We start from the raw sequence: 20611 nt of genomic DNA on the forward strand, positions 1-20611 counted from the left end.
ATATCTATGCAACTAGAAATGATTCCAAAAAGTCGCTCAAAAATACTCGCCTTTATAACACTCGGTATTATGGCTGTATTTGTTGTGCGGCTTTTTTATTTACAGATTATCCAGCATGATTATTATGTTGGTCTTGCTAATAAAGAACAGCTCAAGCAATTAGTGATACCTCCAAAACGTGGTGAAATTTATATAATGGATGGATCTACCCCTGTTAAGGCTGTCCTCAATGAGACAGTGTATACTATGTTTGTCGATCCTGTAACTGTTAAAAATCCATCAGGAATTATCGATACATTGCGCCAGGTTGCTGGTGGTAACATGCGTGATGACCCAGCTGGTTTAATAGCAACGAAAGATTCTCGTTATCAGATTCTTGCAACAAAATTAACGCGAACGCAAGCTGAGCTCATTAAAGCGAAGTCGTATGCAGGTATAGGCTTTCAAGAGGAGAGCCAGCGAGTCTATCCAGAAGGTCAGCTTGCAGCCCAAGTGTTTGGATTTGTAGATTATGAGGGTAAAGGTCAGTATGGAATAGAAGGTGGCCTTAATGACCGCCTAACTGGTAAAGAAGGTTTACTGCAATCTGTTACCGACGTAAGTAATGTTCCTCTGACTATTGGTAATAACAATATTAATCGTCCTGCAATCAATGGGGATAATGTTGTTTTGACAGTTGATCGCAATGTTCAAGCGTACGCCGAAAAAGCACTTGCGGCTGGTTTGCAAAAATCAGGTGCTACTAATGGAAGTGTTATGGTAATGGATCCGCAGTCGGGTAAAATCATGGCAATGGCAAATCTCCCAACATACAAGCCGGCTGAATATAATACTGTTCAAGATGCCGCTGCATTTAATAATTCAACGATAAGTGAGCCATATGAAGCTGGATCTGATATTAAAACCCTTACAGTTGCGACGGGGCTAGATAAGGGTGTTATTGAGCCTGACTCTACATATAATAATACGGACTACATTACAGTGGGTGATAAAGTAATTAGTAATGCAACAAAAGGCCAGACGGGTAATATTACTATTCAACATGCACTTAATTACTCACTAAACACCGGTATGGTGACAGTTGCTGAGCGCTTAGGTGATGGGGTTAACATAAATTTAAATGCTCGTAATACAATGTACCAGTATTTTCATGACAAATTTAGACTCGGTCAGACGACGGGTATAGAGCTTGCAAATGAAGCTAAAGGAACAATTATTCCTCCTACTGATCCAGATGGTGGGGCCGTACGATATTCAAATATGGCTTTTGGACAAGGGATGGATGTCACGATCATGCAGGTGTGTGCTGCTTTTAGTACCATTATTAATGGTGGAACATATTACACACCTTCTGTTGTCGGTGGCACAATGAGCGATGACGGCACAAATTTCACGCCGGCAGCAGCAAAACCATCACAAAAAAATGTTATTAGCCAGGTTGCTTCAGATAAGGTACGAAATATGATTCATGAGGCAAGGAGTACGTTTTACGCAGGTACAGACAGGCCAGGATATTTTATTGGGGGTAAGACAGGTACATCTCAAACTCTCATTAATGGCAACTATGATAATAATCAGACAATCGGAACGTACCTCGGTTTTGGCGGCGTTGATCAGCCAAAATATGTCATAATGGTTGAAGTATCTGGTAAAAATATGAATCTAGTTGGAAATAAAGACGCAATGCCAATTTTTACCGATATTTCTAACTGGATGCTTAATTACTTGAAACTGCAACCGAAGGGATAATATGACAGAGTTAGCACTTCACAATTTTACACATGAAATGACACAAACCTTTTTACTTAGTGTTGGTGCATTTTTACTTGCAATGCTCCTGACGCCACTCTATACATCTGTTGCGTATAAGTATAAATTTTGGAAAAAACAGCGAGTGACCAGTACGACAGGTGAAAAACTCGAAATATTTACTAAGCTACACGCTGATAAGTTCAAGCGTAATATTCCAACAATGGCGGGACTCATCGGAGTAGTTTCAATCACGCTAATAACATTTTTTTATAATCTTGATCGTGCACAGACTTGGCTGCCACTCGCTGCACTCGTAGGCGGTGGGGCGGTTGGGTTACTTGACGATGTCATTAATATCCGCGGACGTGGACTTGGCGTGGCTGGGCTTCGTTCGAGTTTTAAGTTTGCTATGATAACTATTTTGGCCCTGGTACTAGGATGGTTCTTTTATTATAAACTTGGTATTAACGCAGTACATATTCCATTTGTTGGTGATATTTTCCTTGGTTGGTTAATCGTGCCTTTGTTTGTCTTTGCTGTGGTAGCAACAAGCAATGCGGTAAACATAAGTGATGGCTTAGACGGTTTGGCCGGTGGCCTGCTTACTATTAGCTTTGGAGTTTTCGGTCTAATAGCACTTTTACAAGGTCAACTTGCACTGTCCGGATTTTGCTTTACGGCAGTGGGTGCGTTACTGAGCTATCTTTGGTTTAATATTTATCCAGCAAGGTTCTTTATGGGTGATGTAGGTAGTTTTGCATTTGGTACGAGTCTTGGCGTTGTTGCAATGCTGACTAACACGCTCTTTCTTCTACCGGTCATAGGAATAATATTCGTGATTGAAGTTGGGTCAAGCGCAATTCAAATTCTTAGTAAGAAATTATTCCATCGTAAAGTTTTTTTGTCAGCACCAATCCACCATCACTTAGAGGCAAAAGGCTGGCCAGAAACAAAAGTCACCATGAGATTTTGGGTGATCGCTTGTGTTAGTGGATTTATAGGTATTTTGCTCGCGCTTTCTGGTGGTCATATTACATGAGAAGTTCACTTGTTAAGAGTACAACTGAGAGGGTGAAGTCCGTCATCCGTCGACACCGTGCTGATCATCAGATAATTATGTATATGGGCATACTCATGATGCTCGGGTTGGTAGTTATTTATGCTATTGGCCCACAGAGAGCGAACGTTTTAAATAATGCATACGGAGCAGATTATTCAAACTCATACTTTTTTATTAAGCAGGCAGTGAGCCTTGCACTTGCCCTCGGGTCATTTGCATTAATGTCTGTTATCCCAGTTCGATTCTTCCAAAAGTATGCTAAAAATATACTTTTGATCGGATTTGCATCCTGCGCGCTTCTATATTTACTCGGAAATGTTGGCCATGTTAGCCAGGTTGTTCAATGTAGCCTAGGTGCATGCCGATGGTTCTCACTTGGCCCGCTCGGTACTATTCAGCCAGCAGAATTTTTGAAGTTTGGTTTGTTGCTGTTCGTCGCAAGTTTTCTAGGGATGCGCGTTAATCAAGGGCTTATAAATGATGTTCATCGTACGCTAATTCCTATTGGCGTGGTCGCACTTATTTCAATCATTTTTGTTATCGGTCTCCAACAAGATATGGGAACTGGCCTCGCACTTGTCGCTATTTTGGCAAGTATGCTCGTTATGGCTGGTCTTCATAAGAAGTATGGCGCAATTTTACTTGCAGGTGTTGTACTGCTGGGGATAGGTCTTATTCTTATAGCACCGCATCGATTAGAGCGCGTGGGCACATTCTTTGCAGGGGACAGTGCATCAACAGATAATGCGAATGATTATCATATTGTCCATGCAAAAATTGCTATCGGTAGTGGGGGACTGAGCGGAGTAGGTATTGGCAATAGTGTACAGGCAACGGGCTATCTTCCGGAAGCAATTAATGACTCGGTATTTGCAATTATGGGCGAAACCTTTGGGTTTACCGGTTTAGTTGTTATTCTGGCACTGTTTACAGCACTTCTGATGCGTCTGCTTAGGATAGCTGACCATTTAACTGATATGAGAATGAAGTTGATCGTAGCGGGTGTATTTGGCTGGCTAGGTGCACATGTTATATTGAATGTAGCTGCCATGATTGGAGTATTTCCACTGACAGGCATAACATTACCGTTACTTAGTTTCGGCGGGACAAGCATGATATTTATTGCCGGAGCGCTTGGACTTGCATTCCAATTGTCGCGTTACACCGAACACACATCAACTATAAAGGAGAAGAGCCATGAAAATCCTAGCAGTCGGCGGGGGATCGGGCGGACACGTGACGCCAGTCGCCGCCGTTCTTCGTGAATTAAGACAGCGTGATTCGAGTGTTGAAATTCGCTTTTGGTGTGATCGTAAGTTCTCGTCTCAGGCACGAAGTCTCATCGGTAATGTTGACTTAAATATTCCAGTCAGCACGGTCATCTCAGGTAAACTACGTAGGTATCACAACATACCAATATGGCGACAGCTTCTTAGGCCTTTTAGTATCGTACTACCAAATATACGTGACGGAGCACTTGTCATTATCGGGTGTATACAGAGCATCGCCAAGTTACTCATATGGCGACCAGATGTTGTTTTTACAAAAGGCGGATACGTATGCTTACCGGTCGGCATTGCTGCAAGGTTACTCCGCATCCCACTTGTGATTCATGATTCAGATGCACACCCTGGGCTTACAAACAGAGTACTTGCTAGATTTGCGCAGTCAATTGCAACTGGCGCACCATTAAAAAACTACTCTTACCCAGCAAGTATTACACGCTATGTCGGTATACCTATAGCAAATGATTTTAAGCCACTAACATCTATTGAGCAACAAAACGTTAAGGCAGAACTGGGGTTTAATATACTTAAACCACTCATTGTTGTGACAGGAGGTGGTTTAGGTGCAAAGCGTATCAATGAGGCAGTTGCTAATGTTCTTCAAGATATAATCCAGCTAGGTTCGCTCGTTTTGATATCAGGTAGTCAGCAGTATGATGAAATGCGTTCAATGACACCAGAAAATGATTCTAGGTTTCAGCTTCACGCATTTGTATCTAGTGGTATGGCATCGATGTTGGGTGCTGCTGATATCGTTGTCACTCGTGCTGGAGCAACGACTATTTTGGAACTTGCAGCACTTGCAAAGCCAACTATACTTATACCAAACGGCTACCTTACCGGTGGCCATCAGTTAAAGAACGCGCAAGCTTATGCTGAAAATGGTGCGGTCATCATTATTGATGAGCACGATTTGGACGCAAATCCAAAAGTTTTAGTAAAAACTCTCCGTAATCTGCTCGATGACTCAACAATGCGTACTCGTATGAGTGAAGATTTTCATTCATTTGCCAAGCCTCACGCGGCTAGTGATATGGCGGACATGATTATTGACGCTGCGAACCAGTCATAAATTTGGTACAATACCTTTAGTTCTTATGGCTTTATTTTCTAAAAAACAACCTGATGCGGCACGTCGTCGTAAAAGTGTGCCCGAACAACGGGTGTCTCCATTAGAGCTAGATGAAAAGTATAGTTTTAGGCGAAACCGGACACTAACGGGAAGTTCTTCGTCACGGATCGCAAGTGCAAACGAAGCGTCCGCACAGATGAAATCTCCCCGTGTTCATATTCATGATCTTGCAAAAAAACGTCGTCATCTAGGCCTTACACTTTTTCTTGTTGTTGCAGTTCTAATGATCCTCTATGGTATGCTAAGCCAGTTTACGGCAGGTGTCAGTTTACGAACTGATGACATTACGACAAAACTTAATGGATCGTATTCAAAAATAATCCAGGACTACTTTAATGCACAGCCTATAGAGAGGTTTCGTTTCCTGCTGAATATTGATCATCTTAGTACTTATGTTCAGACAATGGCTCCAGAAGTACTAAGTGTCACATCAACTGGCTCTAACGGCGTCGGAACGACTAATATGACACTAACAATGCGTCATCCTGTTGCAGGGTGGAATATTCAGGGTAGTAAGCAATATGTTGATAGTAGCGGTACGGCATTCGAGCAAAACTATTTTGCAGAACCTGCCGTGCAGATCATTGATGATAGTGGCGTGACAGTTACCAGTGGTCAAGCAGTTGCGAGTAATCGCTTTCTTAGTTTTGTCGGACGCCTTGTTGGGTCGGTAAAGGGTCAGGGTTATACGGCAGAACAGATTATTATACCTCGGGGGACTACCCGTCAGGTGGAGCTACGGCTCTTAGGTATTACATACCCAATAAAATTTTCAATTGACCGACCGGTAGGTGAGCAGACCGAAGACATGAGTAGGGCACTAGCATACCTTAAAGCGCAGAATGTTAATCCTCAGTATATCGATTTAAGGGTTAGTAACAAAGCGTTCTATAAGTAATAGATATGAAAGGGGTAATCTACCCTTTCATACAAATGTTCTACTTTTGTTCTATATTTAGAAATATGTCAAAAAAACATATTAATATATATAAATAATAAAAAAGCAAATAGGGCAGTAATAGAAAAAATAGGGCAGTAGGGCAATAAAAAAATAAAAAAGCAAATAGCAATAATTAGACCAAAAACTTACATAAATGTGGATAACTATTTGAACGGGTCTAGACCTAAATGTCGTAGACAGAATAACAACCTGTATGCTTCACAAGCACCTAAGTGATGTGTGTATATAGTCTAAGCAATAAATATAGTAACGATGTAAGTAGATTAATGAATATAAGTAACGCGAGTTAAATGAGTAGTATATACCCTCTTAGAATAGATATAAGTAAATTTTGTCTTACATATAGATGAGTACTCATTCATCTATATGTATTATATCTAATGTCGTAAAAGATATATTGTGCGACGTATAGTCACTATAACTTACATTACATACATTGCCTATAATTAACCAATATACCTAACGTTACCTACTTACTTTTGTTCGACCATTCACACCCTACTACTTCACAACGTCCTTCACTACATTTATACTAGCTATATCAGATTTATATTCAGTCTGCAATTAGTAAGTATCTATGTGGATTTTGTAGTGTTTGCGCGACGATGTTTGGTTTATTTAGACAATATATAATGTTCTATATTTGTTCTGTTTTGTGTTTACTATTAAAAACATTGTTTATCTATTCGTTGATGAGTAGGGGGACGATTTAACGAAGGTGGAGTTCGTTAGAAGCTTCTGTGCTTTGATTAGACCCCTGCCCTGCGTTAACAGGAGGAAGCATAGTATCAGAGTTTGTTTTTTTCTTACGTGATCGAGTACGCTTTTTCTTTACTGGAGAGCCATCTTCGTTTAATTGCTGAATAGGGGTATCACTTCCCTGTCTAGCTGGGCTAACAGGATTGTTCATTGCTGGACGCTGAGGCGTAATAACTTGGGACTGAGCATTGATAGGCCACCTGGCGCCTTGTGAGTTAGATTGTGGCGGTTTCTTTGACTGGAGATGTTCTGGTGGCTGTATAGCTTCAGAAATCTCACGTTCAACTTCTGCTCGACTACGGCTAAAGAGACGTCGTGTATTTTCAATAATAAGAGGGGTATTATCGTTTTGAGCAGGTGGAAGCTCAAGCGTTTTAGCACTAAATGCTGGGGATTTTTCACCATTAATAACCATATTAATAATAAAGTTTCTGTTATGCATTTGTAGAAGATCGGTTGGCTCAAACTGAGGCTCAAACTGCTTTGAGAGCACTGGGGAGTCATCAGCTGAGACACGGAAGCTTATCATAGTACCGACGTTTCCGAAGACAGCATCACGAACGGTATCACTCATCTGGGATATATACTGATTCGCTACAGTCAAATTAAGCCCGTATTTACGTGCTTCGGATAGAATGGTCGCGAAACTGTCTGTTGCAAAGTTCTGGAATTCGTCTACGTATAAATAGAAAGGACGTCTATCTTCAACATTTGGGATATCACTACGACTCATTGCTGCAAGTTGAATTTTTGTTACTAAGAAGGCGCCAAGAATTGCAGCATTGTCTTCACCGATAAGACCTTTAGACAAGTTGACCACTAAGATCTTACCCTCATCCATTATTTCGCGAATGTTAAAGGTACTCTTTGGTTGTCCAATTATATTACGAATAGTAGGGTTTGCTGTAAATGCACCGACTTTATTTAGAACAGGAGCAACGGCTTCCGAGGCAAATTTATCTTGCCAACTAGCGAACTCAATTTTCCAGAAGTTAAGGACAACCGTGTCTTTACAGTAGCTAAGAGTTTCTTCGCGGAACTTCTTATCTGTTAACATACGAGTTATATCGAGCATCGTCGTCTCTGGGCGGTCAAGTAGGGCCAGAATAGTGTAGCGAAGGATATACTCGAGACGAGGTCCCCAACTATCGACAAACATACGCTTAAGTACCCCTATCACCTCCGAGCTGATATTGGTTTTCATCGTAGGGTCTGTTACCTCAAGAGGGTTGAACCCAAGTGGAAATGCAGTATCTGCAGGGTTGAAATAAACGACGTCTTTTAATCTGTGTGCAGGAATGAATTTCATATTATTCACTGCAAAGTCACCATGCGGGTCGATAATTGCGTAGCCTTGGTTGTGATAGATATCAGATAGTGCAAAGAGTTCAAGAGTACCTGATTTACCTGCACCAGTTTGGCCAATAATATATATATGTCGTGATCGGTCTGATCTTAGCATACCAAATTGGTGATTAATGCCACGGAAATTTGTGAGTCCAAAAGCGCTGATGTTTTCATCGATAGCATCGTTACCAGTTATGACCGGCAATTTAGCAGGTGGTTCAGCGGTCTTGTTACTCGCCCATACTATGTTTGGCGTTTCTACGTTAGTGTGAGGTAAGTGAAAGACTGACGCGAGCTCTTCTATATTTAGAATAAAGCCTTTATCTGTAAACAAACGTGCATTGTATTGAGCAAGATCTTCTTTTTTAAAACTTGCATCGGCAATCTTAAAACCGTTCAAGTTAGTACTATTAAATTGCTTAAATGTACCAACAAGTGCCTGCATGCGTAGGCGTGCATTCGTCGTGCTTTCACCAAGGTATACTAGTCGTATTTTTACTTGATAGCCAAGTTTTGTGGCTTTCTTCTCAGCTTCAGCGATACGTGTTTTATCACGGTCGGATATTTCTTTTACAGCCGGTGCGCCACCTATCCCCTGTTCTGGTGGTTTCCATAAAGCCTCAAATAAGCCACCAACCCATCGCATATTAAAGCCCTCTCCTGTTAGTAAGGAGAACGATTTACCATTTTTTACAGATTTAATCCAAGTATCGGAAGATTTATGCCAATCGTCAGGTAATGGGCGCGCTAGTACTTGAATCCACAGCTCTTCTCCCGTCGACTCCATCTTGGCAAGGGTTCCTGTGATACCCGCAAGTGGATCTACTTCAAAACTTTGAAATGTCTTAATCGGAAGAAATTCACTGTCGCTGAGAACGACTTCACCGGTATAGACGACACTGTGTTGTCTCTCATGCGCTACGTAATCCTCATCTGCTTCATGAATTTGTACAGTTGGGTACTGAGAATAAATTTGACCTTCAACGAAGCTTTGCAGAGACCGAGGAACCCACACGTAAAAACGGATCTGTCCATTAACAGATGCAATTTCGAAACTTAGGTGCTCTTGAATACCGTGTGTCTCACGAAGTTCATCTTTGTCACGCAAAATACCGTGCAAGCTAGCAAAAAGTTGTTCCGCTGCAAGTTCGGACTTATCATTCGCTTTTGGAATTTCGAGAATCAGCAGAACGCTTTCAATCTCTTTTACGATGTCGATACGTTTATAATTACGCCACGTAAGGTACGCTAATATGAGTACGATCGGGAGCCAGACGTACCATTGAAGTAACAAATTTAATATCCACGACAAAATGCCCATGTTTACCTCTTATTGTCGCACCTTAGTGCGACCTTGGCAACTTATTTTACTGCCTGTTTGTCAAATGCGTAAGTTGCTTTTGATACGCGCTTGAACTGCGGTTTGCTTTGAAGGTTAAGTAGAATAGTTGTCTCTTTTACTTGACGACTTTTGAGAACGCGCTTAACAATTTCATCACGGTGGAGTGGCTCGCCTGCGCTTGTAAGAACGTCAGAGATAATATCTGAGACTGTTCCTTTTGAGAAGCCCCAGTTATCAAGCGCATATATACCACGCCCGATAAGAACGAATCTTTTATCTTTAATAAGCTCGTTGTGGATCGCCTGTGTTGTGACATCTTTTCGTTTGAAGTCACTTCCCTTAATAGCCCCAGCTATCTCTGAGAAATGCATAGGTTTACCATTCTCAGCGAGAATAACATAAATTTTATCACGGATGTTCTTTGGGTTAACTGTTGGCCACTTTGTAAGTCCCCAGCTATCTTTAAGATGTGCTAGGTGTTTGCTTGTGCTTGCAAGAGCACGAACATGATCAGGGTGTTCATGATTTAGTTGTGTGTGTAACTCTTCAATTTCAAGAGGTTGACCGTGCTTTTTAACAGTTTTAACTATTTCATCCACGTTCTGCTTGATCTTTTTTTCGTCACCATGTTCCTTGATGCCAATTGTATGGTGATAATTATCATTTTCACTGACAACAACGAGTTTTGGAGAGAGCTCTGAGACAAATGCAATATGTGCTCGGCTACGTGCATCACTTTTACTACCCATAAGTCGAGTTGCGACATCTTGAACGCGTCCAACGCGACCGTTTTCAGATAGATCACGGATAAGTACACGTTCTACTTCGTGCACAGCTGGGACCTTATTATCTTCACCGGCGATCTTAAGACGGATGAGGATAGCTTTTTCAAGCTGACGAACACGCTCACGTGTGATACCAAGAAGATCACCGATTTGCTCGAGGGTTTCACGTCGATCAAACAGACCAAATCGTCGTGTAATGATTTCACGTTCACGATCTTGTTCGATCGTAGCCAAGATTCCATCGACAGCTAGTTTTAGCTGAGCAGTGGTGTCGATTTTGTTCGTTTCGTCCATCTTTTATCTAATCCTCTCTAGATCTTGCGTAGAAAGTTACTTTATTATATATCTAACATTGATTATAAAACAATGTATATTTAATGTCAAGTATTTCCCCTTGTTTAGACAATTATAGCATACAATAGACGCTTATGGTAAATAGTGTCCTATGACTTTATTAAAAAAAGCGATATTGTATAGTTCGTATACAATATCGCTAATAAACAGAGGTGAAATCTATTTTTTTGTTGAAGTCCTTCGTTTTGTAGTTGTCTTTTTTCGAGTTGTTATTTTGCGAACTGGTCGTTTTTTGGACGCTGGAGCAGCCGCTAGGAGTTCCTTTGCTTGATCATGAGTAATAGTTTTTGGCTCAGTTCCTTTAGGGATCTTTGCATTCTTGTCTCCATCAGTGATGTATGGTCCGTATCGTCCATTTAGAACTTTGATGCCATCCCCAAAATCACTTATATTTTTCTCAGCTTCAGCCTGAACCTTAGCTAGGTAGAGATCCTTAGCTTCATCTAGGGTAATAGCATGTGGATCAAGTGGTTTTATACTTACAAATAGCTTATCAACTTGTATATATGGTCCAAATCGGCCTATATTTGCTTTAATCTCAAACCCATCATCTGTTTTTCCTACTATTCGAGGTAATTGAAACATTACGAGCGCTTGTTCTAGTGTGACCGTTTCAATCTTCGCTCCAGTTGGGAGTGGCGCAAATCGAGGCTTGTCGCTTTCGTCTTCAGTGCTACCCATTTGTAGCATTGGACCATAACGGCCGAATCTCGCAACGACTGGTTTGCCTGATTTTGGATCTATACCTATTTCTCTAGACTGAGCAACAGAAGCTCTGTCGATTGTTCCAGATTTTTCAATCAGTTCATGAAATGGAGTATAGAAACTTTGTAACATTTCATTTCGATCTAATTTGCCTTCTGCGATTTGGTCAAAGTATTCTTCGACATTTGCTGTGAAGTCATAATCAACAATTTTGTCGAAGTGGTTTGTGAGGAAATCACTCACTACTTGGCCGCTTGGTGTTGGAATTAATTTACCACGATCAGACCCTGTTTTCTCTGAAACGATATCTCTTACTACGTCACTACCTTTTACGGTTAGAGTAATAATTTCTCGAGGCGTACCTTCTGCCTCACCTTTTTCAGCGTAGCCTCTTACCTGCACGGTATTAATAATCGTAGCGTAAGTTGATGGTCTTCCTATACCAAGTTCTTCTAATTTTTTTACGAGTGCACCTTCTGTAAATCGAGCAGGAGGTCGGGCGAATGTTTGGCGAGCGTTAGCTTCGTCGAGAATAAGTGCTTCTCCGCTTTTGACTGCTGGCAAAATGTCGGCATCTTTTTTACTACCGCCGTAGACTTTAAGAAATCCGTCAAAGATGATAACTTCACCTTTTGCTTCAAATACTTCAGTCCGTGTACTTATGTTAATTGTTACAACTGTTCTTTCAAGTTTTGCAGGTGACATCTGACTTGCAAGTGTACGAGTGCGAATGAGATTGTATAGTTTTTGGTCATATTCATTGCTACTGCCACGTTCAAGACGCATATCTGTTGGGCGAATTGCTTCATGAGCTTCCTGAGCACTTGCATTCTTCGTTTTGAATTGACGTACCTGGCTATACTCTGGTCCATACGCTGAAGTGATAAAGTCTTTTGCGCTAGCAATTGCTTGCCCGCTTAGATTCATCGAGTCCGTACGCATGTAGGTTATCTTACCTTCTTGGTATAATTTTTGAGCACTCGACATTGTTGCTTTAGATCCAAATCCTAGCTTGCTATTGGCATCTTGCTGAAGCGTACTGGTTGTAAAAGGAGCGCCAGGATTTCTAGTTGATGGACTTGTTGTGACATTAGAGACTTGGAAGTTTGCTCCAGTAAGCGATTCCAAGAATGTATGAGCTTCCTGCTCTGTATCAAATCGCTGTGGTAATTCAGCTTTGAATTCGTCGCCTTTATTTGTAAAGAGTGCCGTCACTTTAAATTGATATGAACCTTCGAAAGACTCAATTTCACGCTCACGCTCAACGAGCAGACGTACAGCCGGAGACTGGACGCGTCCAGCGGATTTTCCTCCAGGTACTTTTTGCCACACTACTGGAGATAGTTCGAAACCTACGAGACGATCAAGAATTTGTCTGGCTTGTTGAGCCTTCACTAAACTCATATCGACAGTTCGGGGATGCTTAATAGCCTCTTCTATGGCAGATTTTGTGATTTCATGAAAAACGATACGTTTTGTTGTTATCGGATCAAGATTCAAAACTTCACAAAGATGCCAAGCGATTGCCTCACCTTCTCGGTCTTCGTCGGTTGCAAGCCAGACTTCATTCGCTGTCTTAACTGCTTTACGGAGTTCTGCGACAGTTTTCTTTTTTTCTGCATCAATTTCATAGGTCGTTTTAAAACCATTTTTTACATCGATTGGTGGAGTACCGTCTTTGGTCTTTTTTACGATACCGCGGATATGCCCTACGCTTGAGAGTACAGTAAAAGCACTACCGAGATACTTCTCGATTGTCTTTGCTTTTGCAGGTGACTCTACGATAACGAGGTTCTTGCTCATAATTATATTCCTTGTGCTTGTTAGCTAAACACAATGGTTGATTGTACGCAAGTTTTTTAATTTTGTAAAATTTACCCCTGAAATCGGAAAAGCGGCCACCTTGTAGGGTGACCGCTGCTCCCAGGGATTTCTCCTTGGTAAAGCATCTACCTTTTTTATCGAGTGTAGATCTCGAACCTACCTCAGTTCGGCATGTAGCGGCCGCAGAGGGTCAGCGAGGTGATACCGGCATTCGCGAAGTTCTTCGTTGCCAGGTAGAACCCTGCGGGGTCCTTCGCATCTTCCGGTACGTTCACCGGAATGGTTTTGTTCACGATAGCCGAAACGGTCAACGGAGTCCCCTGGAAGGAGACCGTCATACCGAGCTTGCTTCTCGTGACAGTAATGTTGGTTCCGTCGAGTGTGACGGTACCGCCGATCGTCAGACGAGCTGTGGTGCCACTCTTGTCACAGCTCAGAACACCTCCGGTGCCCTTCACCAGATAGGGCGTGTAGCCTTCCTGGGGAAAGAGCTCCATGGGACCGGCGACAACGGGTGTCGTCGAGACCTTGGAGGGGCTCGGGGCCGGTGCGCTCGAGTTCGACGAGCAACCGGAAACGAGCAGAATGATGATGGTGGCCACGCCTGCCATCAGGGGCACTGCGAGTTTTTTGCTCACTTGCGGACTATGTCATATTACGTATTATTAGTCAATAATTTTTCTATGCTCCTACCGCAAAGTGGAATGTCATCATAATGTCATTAACTTTAAAAATGGAAAAACCGCCGTTCAAATCGAACGGCGGCGGTTCCCACCACAACAGAATTTAGCCTAAGGCTGCGGCTCTGTCATACCGCCTTGTGGCTACACGCTAGCTGCGCAAAGTGGCGATCCGAGGACCGACTTCACGTAGGGAGCGAGTTCATCCACGCTTCCGATTCCGATCATCTTGCCCGGATCGGAATCCAGGCGGTGGGCTATGATCACTGCCATGTGGCTGGGATCGACGGTCCCGGGTGTGACGACCATCACCAGGATGCACTTGGCACCGAGCGGGCCGACGCCGATGTACCCCTTGCTGAGGTACCGGTCCTTTGGTGCGAAGATGTCGTCTACGCCGAACGTCTTGGCGACGGAGTCCATGCCGGGCAGCTTTTCGCCGCTCGACAGGGTCTTGACCAGGTCGGTACCCGGAGGTACCTTGTCTGCCTGGACGAAGTCCGCGACGATGATCTTGTCTTTCGACTGCGGTACTGACGGCGACGGTGTCGCCGTTGTCGTGCTGCAGCCCGTCACCAGGACGATGCTGAACAGCATGAGGGCGGCCACGCGCACCCTCGTAAAACTCCACTTGCGGGGGGTATTCACGATATATATTATATCACACTATTTATATAAAAGCAATAAGATACCGCTATTGACGGTAGTATTACTACGCTGCATAATGATTTAAATCAGTCAGTTGAGTGGAGTAATTCAATCCTGACCGGTACTTTGACAGTTAGGTAATTATAAACTCCGGTCTGATCTGCATTGAACGTGCTTCAAGATAGATCAGACCGGAGTGAGAACACTTCGGCAGACAGAAAGAGGTATCTTTTATGTTCGTTTCGACCCGTACCACGCGCTCCGGTCCAAGCCCTCAAGGCCGAGGACGCAGTGCGCGTCTTGGCAGGCGAAGAAAGGTTGCGAGGAACCGTACGGCGGGATTGCTCCTGGCGCTGGCGCTTGTCTTCGGCTTCCTGACGGTGTCCGCACCGGCAGCAAGCGCCTCGACGGTGACGATGAAGGCAGCAAGCATTCGCCCTCTCGCCGTCCTGTACTGGGACATCAACTACAAGGGGCACAGCAAGCTGCTGTCAGCCAGTCCCGATCAAGGCAACTGTGATTCGAGCGGGTACAAGCGTCGGTTCGCTGCTTTCGATGAAGAGCACCTGAACATCTCATCGATCGGCAAGCTCGCCGGCCCGGGTATCCGCTGCAACCACGTCATCGTGAACACGATGAACTACCTCGGACAGGTCGGCAGTGTGTGCTTCTCGGCAAGGCTGCCGGTAGCAAATGTGGGTAGCAAATGCAACGACGCGGTCGGTCAGATCACGACATTCTTTGACGGGCAACTCTGACCATAGCTGTGCCGAAGATGTTCGCCGATCGGTAGAAGATTCAGGATCGGCTTTAAGGCTGGTCTGCGTCAGCGAGAGCTGAAGTAGCGGCCCGAAATAGTCCTGATCCATCCTCCTATGTAGAGCGAGTACCCTGCCAGGTAGTACTGGGTACTCGCTCTCGTAGGATGGGTGACAACAGTGTACTACGGAGCGAGAAAGCCGGTTACGAAAGTGATGGATCTCGTCAATAAGCACGTATAATTACCTATCTGTCGATATTTTAATCGATGACATTTAACGCCAAGTGGCGTTTTTATTTGTCACAGTTACTTTCGAAGTTAGTTGTTATGAGGCTATTATTTCCTTCAATCCTATAAAATGTCGCTCTAGTAATAGGAATAAATGCTCTTTTTGAAACGTTTAGCTGGGTTATTTTGATTTTACGAGTGGTCGTCCGTTTGTCTTTATGAGGAGTGATACGAGGAGCCCACTTACTGCGACGATACATATCGTAATAATTGTCATTAGGATAGGCTGATACAGAAACCATGACGGGACAAGACGCGTGGGCACTACGATGACTCCTATGAATGCACCTAAAAGTCCAAAATAGCTTCCGAGCATAAATGCTTTATGCGCATTTATGTCGCCTCGACGCGCATTGTAAATACCAGCACAGATACTAAAAATTGTCCAAAGCGCGAGCCCTCCTAGGAAAATATCTATTGGCTCATGTGTCTTAATGATAAATAAGCCGCTGATGGATACGAAGAGCATCATATAAGCCCATATACGCCCGACTGCTCGGTGGATTGTATCACCTCTCACGGTTCTTATTGCGTTGAATGTGCCGAGGACGAGGGTAGATGTAGCGATGACCGCATGGAGCACGATAACAATAGTCCAGGGAGCATGCATTATGTAGTAATGATATCATAGCCGTGCATCACAATAGACTATTAATTTGTAGAAAACCTGTCTCGTAAGTATATGGTAAGCAATGATATATATTTGATCGAATAAAATATATTATTTATATAATGCTTTTGTTTTAAATACAATTGATTTACTTATCTGTTAGCAGTTCGTTCCATCTGACACATTAACATTGATTTTTATTATTATATGTGTCAGTAGGTATTGACTTAATACGAAATACGTGCTAATATGATAAACGATTGATTGCTTCTGCGAGAACAATCAAACGCACCTTATACCCCCTATTCTAACTTATGTTAGGTTGTATGCAATGTGCTTACCAGTATCTACCCTCCACTGATAAGCCTAGAAAGCATTGCATATATACTAACCCCTTTCACCAGCGGATATCTGCGTTTACACGAGATGATCACGCCTGCCCCCGGGTGGGTGAAAGGGCAAAACGGCGCCAGGTGATGCCCACCCTTACCTGGCGCTTTTTTGTTGGAATTTTTTATGGCGTATAATTTGTTTAACTGTCGATATAAATAAGTACTATCGAGTCTATTAGTTGTTACAATAGATATATTCTATGTCAGATAAACCGAATATGATGCATCCTAACCATCCACTGCGCATATTCGCAATTTCTGGCATTCTCACTATTATCATCGGTGCTATTTTTGGAATAATAAGTGGTCTCGATGCGCTGTGGTTATTTATCGTTCTTGCAGTTATGGAAGTAACATTCAGCTTTGATAATGCTGTCGTTAACAGCCGAATACTCATAAGATTGTCTCCACTTTGGCAAAAGCTATTTTTAACCGTAGGTATATTTATTGCAGTATTCGTGGTTCGATTTGCTCTTCCTATTCTTATAGTGATGGCTGCTACGAGCTTGGATTTTGCTAGTGTTGTGAACTTGTCATTAAATGAACCGGCAAAGTATAGTGAAGCGCTACATAAAGCTGCTCCTGTTATTGATGCTTTTGGTGGAACGTTTTTACTGATGATTGGGATTAATTATTTTCTTGACCGTGATAAGGTAATTCATTGGCTACATCCTTTAGAAAGACGACTAGTCCTGCTCGGGAAAGTGAAATTTATTAAGCCGATTATTATGATTTTAGTCGCTTCTTGTATATATCTGACTGTCGATCAGAAACTTCAACAAATAGTCCTTATATCGAGTCTTGTAGGTATTATATTGCACATTGGGCTTGAGTCTATGGGGCATTACTTTGAACAGTCTATGACAAGAAAAAAATCAAGTATGACAGCGACTCACTTAGTAGGATGGGCCGCATTTGCGTCGTTTATGTACCTCGAAGTACTCGATGCTTCTTTTTCATTTGATGGCGTTATTGGGGCATTTGCGATCACAGATAATATTGTTCTTATTGTAGCCGGGCTAGGTGTTGGCGCACTCTGGGTTCGTTCGATGACTGTCTATTTAATGCGCTCGGGAACGCTCGCAAAATATCGATATCTTGAGCATGGAGCTCACTGGGCCATTTTTGCCCTAGGTACTGTCATGCTCATCAAGCTATATCACATTGAACTTCCGGAATGGGTTACTGGGTCTCTTGGATTAGTTTTTATTGTGACGGCAGTTATTAGTAGCATTATTGAAAAAAGACGTCAGACAAAAACTTCATAGGACCGTATGATATGATAAAAAGCATATGACAATCGTCTACTTACTCTCTGCAATTCTAGCTGGTAGTGCGATATCTCTGCTCGGAGGTGCGCTTCTTTTACGCGCAAAAAAACAGCGGCGTCGAGCGCTTTTGATCACATTACCGTTTGGTGCTGGTGCATTATTAGCTGCAGCGTTTTTTGATTTACTACCCGAGTCGTTTAACAGAGGTGTTCCACGTACGATGCTTCTTTGGGCTCTTGCTGGCTTCACTATCTTTTTTGTTTTAGAACGATGTGCCACTTGGTTTCATCATCATCACGAACACGATCAGGATGTGAAGAATAAGGGTCAACGCCGGCTTATTGTCGCTGGAGATATTATGCATAATGCGATTGATGGTCTTGCGATCGGAGCGGCATTTTTAGTGAGCGTGCCAACTGGAATCATTACCACTCTTGCAGTAAGTGCTCATGAAATTCCTAAAGAGCTTGGCACATTTGCAATGCTGCTTTCTCGTGGCTGGAAAGACTCAACTGTTCTTATTGCAAATATTTTAACGGCAATTGCTACTGTCATTACAGCACTTCTCGTATACCTCGCTGGCTCAGATCTTAACTTACCTGTCGGTCCTCTTTTAGCACTTACTGCTGGATTCTTTATCTACGTTGCTGCGAGTGACATTATTCCAGACATACACGAGCAACCACGACGTATAGGCACGATACAGGCAGCCGTACTCGTATTTGCGATCGGACTTGTCGGTACGGTCGTGACGCTACTAGGGGTGTAAAGTATTCACTACATAAATCACCTCTTTAAATGATATAATAGTAGCACAAACTTCAAACACAAAAAAATATGACAGAAATCCTTTTACTCATCGGTGGCTTTTTTATGGGCGTAATGAACGCTATTGCTGGAGGTGGTATTCTTCTTGGTTTTCCAGTGCTACTCGGAGCTGGGTTATCGCCGCTTGTTGCTAATGCGACTGCAAATATTGTAGGCCTCCCAGCATCCCTCAGTTCTGCGTATGGATACAGAGCATATATTAGAAAAGTTCCTCGCATGTATCTTCTTTTACTTGTCCCCTGCTTTCTCGGTGCGATAGTAGGCTCTTTACTCCTCCTTCATACACCGACAACTGAATTTCTTCGACTTGTTCCGTGGTTAGTAGCTTTTGCGGTCATTCTTTTTACCGTGCAGCCGTATCTTCACTTCCATCTCCACAAGACAATCAAGAAAAAGCAACATCACCTTATTCCTATACTCTCCCTGTCTCTTGCTATAGCAGTTCTGTCTATATATGGAAGTTATTTTGGTGCTGGTTTTGGACTGATCATGTTAGCATTTTTGGGTCTTACAAAACTTCACGATATTCACCAAATGAATGGGCTAAAGAACCTGGCAGCTGCGACAATATCTCTTACGACGATCATTATCATTTTTCCAAGCGGGCTTATTAATTGGCAGACGGGCCTTATCATGGCAGTCGGCTCTACAATTGGTGGGTATTATGGTTCAAAGATCGCACAGCGTGTTTCCTCACATGCTCTGAGGGTCGCTGTTATTTGTATCGGTTTTGTTACTGCGACGTACTTATTTATTCATACAATTTAAATAACATCAGCTTCAGGGAGTGCTTTTACTGTGTGATGTGTGAGGGTACCTGTAACGAAAAGATTGATGATGCCATGGGCAGATTTAGTGATATCAGTTAATGCGACTTCCTCGTCCGCTGTAAACTTACCAAGAACAAAATCAGCGTCGCCGACAAGCGAGCGTTTGTCATTTGCTATACCAACACGAAGACGAGCATAGTCGGTGCCGATATGGGCATTTATTGACTTTATTCCATTGTTTCCCGCATCAGAACCATCTTGTCTTGTCCGAAGTGTTCCAAACGGAAGTGCAAGCTCATCATGTATAACGAGAATTTGATCATTTTCAATTTTATAAAAGGCTTTAATAGCACTCGCGGCTTCACCTGTTGAATTATAAAAAGTTGTTGGTTTAAAGAGCAGTATCTTTTCGCCTTTGATCATCAACTCTGTGTATTCCGATTTAAACTTTGTTTTCGTCTGCCACTGCGCATCATGTTTTGCTGCATAGGTATCAAGCAGGAAAAAGCCCACATTATGTCGTGTGCCATTATATTGAGACTCTGGATTGCCTTGAGCGATAATGATTTTCATTACAGGTCTAAGTATAGACCATTGACAATGTATATAAAATAAAGCATTGTACTACTAGTCTTCACCCTACTGAAAGGACTGTAAGATGAACCTGCACGTTAACTTCATACTGCTCGTGGCCGCACTTGCTATACTGGGCTTTGCAATCATCCTTTTCAGGATGAAAACAAATGTCGGCGTCAAAGTGATGGACGACCGTCTGAAAGTACTGCGGTACTCTCAGCGCGCCGTTGCTACCTGTCTGGTATGCCTGGCGCTTGCTCTTGCGCTGTTCGGCTGTGGTGGTGGACCGGATAATGTCCTGACTGTTATTGGGATCTTTCTGGTCGTGGGCGCTGCGCCGCCTGCAGTCAGTGGAGTCGCCGCATTAATACTGTTCACGAATCTCCGAAAAGACGAGAACAGTGATCAGTCGACAGGGCTGTAGGGAAAACTTGTGTGCGGCAAGATGTGTCGGGGTGGTATCGTAAGATACCGAACCGTC

17 protein-coding genes are annotated in these 20611 nt (G+C 42.9%); 10 read left to right on the forward strand and 7 right to left on the reverse strand.

Translation table 11 applies throughout. The features are described 5' to 3' along the window. Positions 1-18 precede the first annotated feature (18 nt). Genes ABIS22_04260 through ABIS22_04280 form a run of 5 tightly spaced genes read left to right on the forward strand, consistent with a single transcriptional unit; the run spans position 19 to position 6128 of the window. Positions 19-1749 (forward strand): penicillin-binding protein 2, encoded by a 1731-nt coding sequence (locus ABIS22_04260; protein ID MEO7741098.1) that lies wholly within the window; start codon positions 19-21, stop codon positions 1747-1749. A gap of 1 nt (position 1750) precedes the next feature. Next, positions 1751-2791 (forward strand): phospho-N-acetylmuramoyl-pentapeptide-transferase, encoded by a 1041-nt coding sequence (gene mraY / locus ABIS22_04265; protein ID MEO7741099.1) that lies wholly within the window; start codon positions 1751-1753, stop codon positions 2789-2791. Beyond that, entirely contained in the window at positions 2788-4077 is a 1290-nt protein-coding gene (locus tag ABIS22_04270) for an FtsW/RodA/SpoVE family cell cycle protein (protein MEO7741100.1), read from the forward strand. The genes mraY and ABIS22_04270 overlap by 4 nt, the downstream gene beginning before the upstream one ends. Continuing rightward, a complete protein-coding gene (locus ABIS22_04275) occupies positions 4010-5170 on the forward strand; it encodes a UDP-N-acetylglucosamine--N-acetylmuramyl-(pentapeptide) pyrophosphoryl-undecaprenol N-acetylglucosamine transferase (GenBank protein MEO7741101.1) in 1161 nt (386 codons plus the stop codon). Before ABIS22_04270 ends, ABIS22_04275 begins: the two co-directional genes overlap by 68 nt. Before the next feature lie 25 nt (positions 5171-5195). Further along, positions 5196-6128 (forward strand): hypothetical protein, encoded by a 933-nt coding sequence (locus ABIS22_04280; protein MEO7741102.1) that lies wholly within the window; start codon positions 5196-5198, stop codon positions 6126-6128. Between the two features lie 772 nt (positions 6129-6900). Here ABIS22_04280 and ABIS22_04285 read toward each other — a convergent pair. The 5 genes from ABIS22_04285 to ABIS22_04305 form a co-directional block, all read right to left on the reverse strand. Next, complete coding sequence (locus ABIS22_04285; protein ID MEO7741103.1) at positions 6901-9618, reverse strand: type IV secretion system DNA-binding domain-containing protein; 2718 nt, start codon at positions 9616-9618, stop codon at positions 6901-6903. A 41-nt stretch (positions 9619-9659) separates the two neighbouring features. After that, on the reverse strand, positions 9660-10718 hold the full coding sequence (locus ABIS22_04290) for a sigma factor-like helix-turn-helix DNA-binding protein (protein ID MEO7741104.1): 1059 nt from the start codon (positions 10716-10718) through the stop codon (positions 9660-9662). A gap of 219 nt (positions 10719-10937) precedes the next feature. Then, positions 10938-13286: a type I DNA topoisomerase gene (topA, locus tag ABIS22_04295; protein MEO7741105.1), complete on the reverse strand. Its 2349-nt coding sequence runs from the start codon at positions 13284-13286 to the stop codon at positions 10938-10940. Positions 13287-13468: 182 nt separating this feature from the next. Next, positions 13469-13945: a hypothetical protein gene (locus tag ABIS22_04300; GenBank protein ID MEO7741106.1), complete on the reverse strand. Its 477-nt coding sequence runs from the start codon at positions 13943-13945 to the stop codon at positions 13469-13471. 186 nt (positions 13946-14131) lie between these two features. Beyond that, positions 14132-14635 carry a hypothetical protein gene (locus ABIS22_04305; GenBank protein MEO7741107.1) on the reverse strand — a complete coding sequence of 168 codons (504 nt, stop codon included), beginning with the start codon at positions 14633-14635 and terminating at the stop codon, positions 14132-14134. 341 nt (positions 14636-14976) lie between these two features. Here ABIS22_04305 and ABIS22_04310 point away from each other — a divergent pair, with 341 nt between their 5' ends. Next, positions 14977-15393, forward strand: a complete 417-nt coding sequence (locus ABIS22_04310) for a hypothetical protein (GenBank protein ID MEO7741108.1) — start codon at positions 14977-14979, stop codon at positions 15391-15393. 411 nt (positions 15394-15804) lie between these two features. Here the strand turns inward: ABIS22_04310 and ABIS22_04315 are convergent, their stop codons facing one another. Then, positions 15805-16293, reverse strand: a complete 489-nt coding sequence (locus ABIS22_04315; GenBank protein MEO7741109.1) for a DUF2306 domain-containing protein — start codon at positions 16291-16293, stop codon at positions 15805-15807. Positions 16294-16885: 592 nt separating this feature from the next. On the opposite strand from ABIS22_04315, the gene ABIS22_04320 reads away from it, so the two are divergent. The 3 genes from ABIS22_04320 (at position 16886) to ABIS22_04330 (ending at position 19552) form a co-directional block, all read left to right on the forward strand. Further along, the gene (locus ABIS22_04320) at positions 16886-17953 is read left to right on the forward strand and encodes a DUF475 domain-containing protein (GenBank protein ID MEO7741110.1); all 1068 of its coding nucleotides are present in this window, start codon (positions 16886-16888) and stop codon (positions 17951-17953) included. Between the two features lie 25 nt (positions 17954-17978). After that, positions 17979-18725: a ZIP family metal transporter gene (locus ABIS22_04325; GenBank protein ID MEO7741111.1), complete on the forward strand. Its 747-nt coding sequence runs from the start codon at positions 17979-17981 to the stop codon at positions 18723-18725. 68 nt (positions 18726-18793) lie between these two features. Then, the gene (locus ABIS22_04330) at positions 18794-19552 is read left to right on the forward strand and encodes a sulfite exporter TauE/SafE family protein (protein MEO7741112.1); all 759 of its coding nucleotides are present in this window, start codon (positions 18794-18796) and stop codon (positions 19550-19552) included. On the opposite strand, the gene pth is transcribed toward ABIS22_04330, so the two are convergent. Then, complete coding sequence (pth, locus tag ABIS22_04335; protein MEO7741113.1) at positions 19549-20127, reverse strand: aminoacyl-tRNA hydrolase; 579 nt, start codon at positions 20125-20127, stop codon at positions 19549-19551. The genes ABIS22_04330 and pth overlap by 4 nt on opposite strands. Positions 20128-20212: 85 nt before the next feature. Between pth and ABIS22_04340 the strand changes: the two genes are divergently transcribed. After that, on the forward strand, positions 20213-20554 hold the full coding sequence (locus tag ABIS22_04340) for a hypothetical protein (GenBank protein MEO7741114.1): 342 nt from the start codon (positions 20213-20215) through the stop codon (positions 20552-20554). Positions 20555-20611: the final 57 nt, after the last annotated feature.

Source organism: Candidatus Saccharimonadales bacterium (genome assembly GCA_039928925.1).
In the GTDB taxonomy this organism is placed as follows: Bacteria; Patescibacteriota; Saccharimonadia; order Saccharimonadales; family Saccharimonadaceae; genus UBA6022.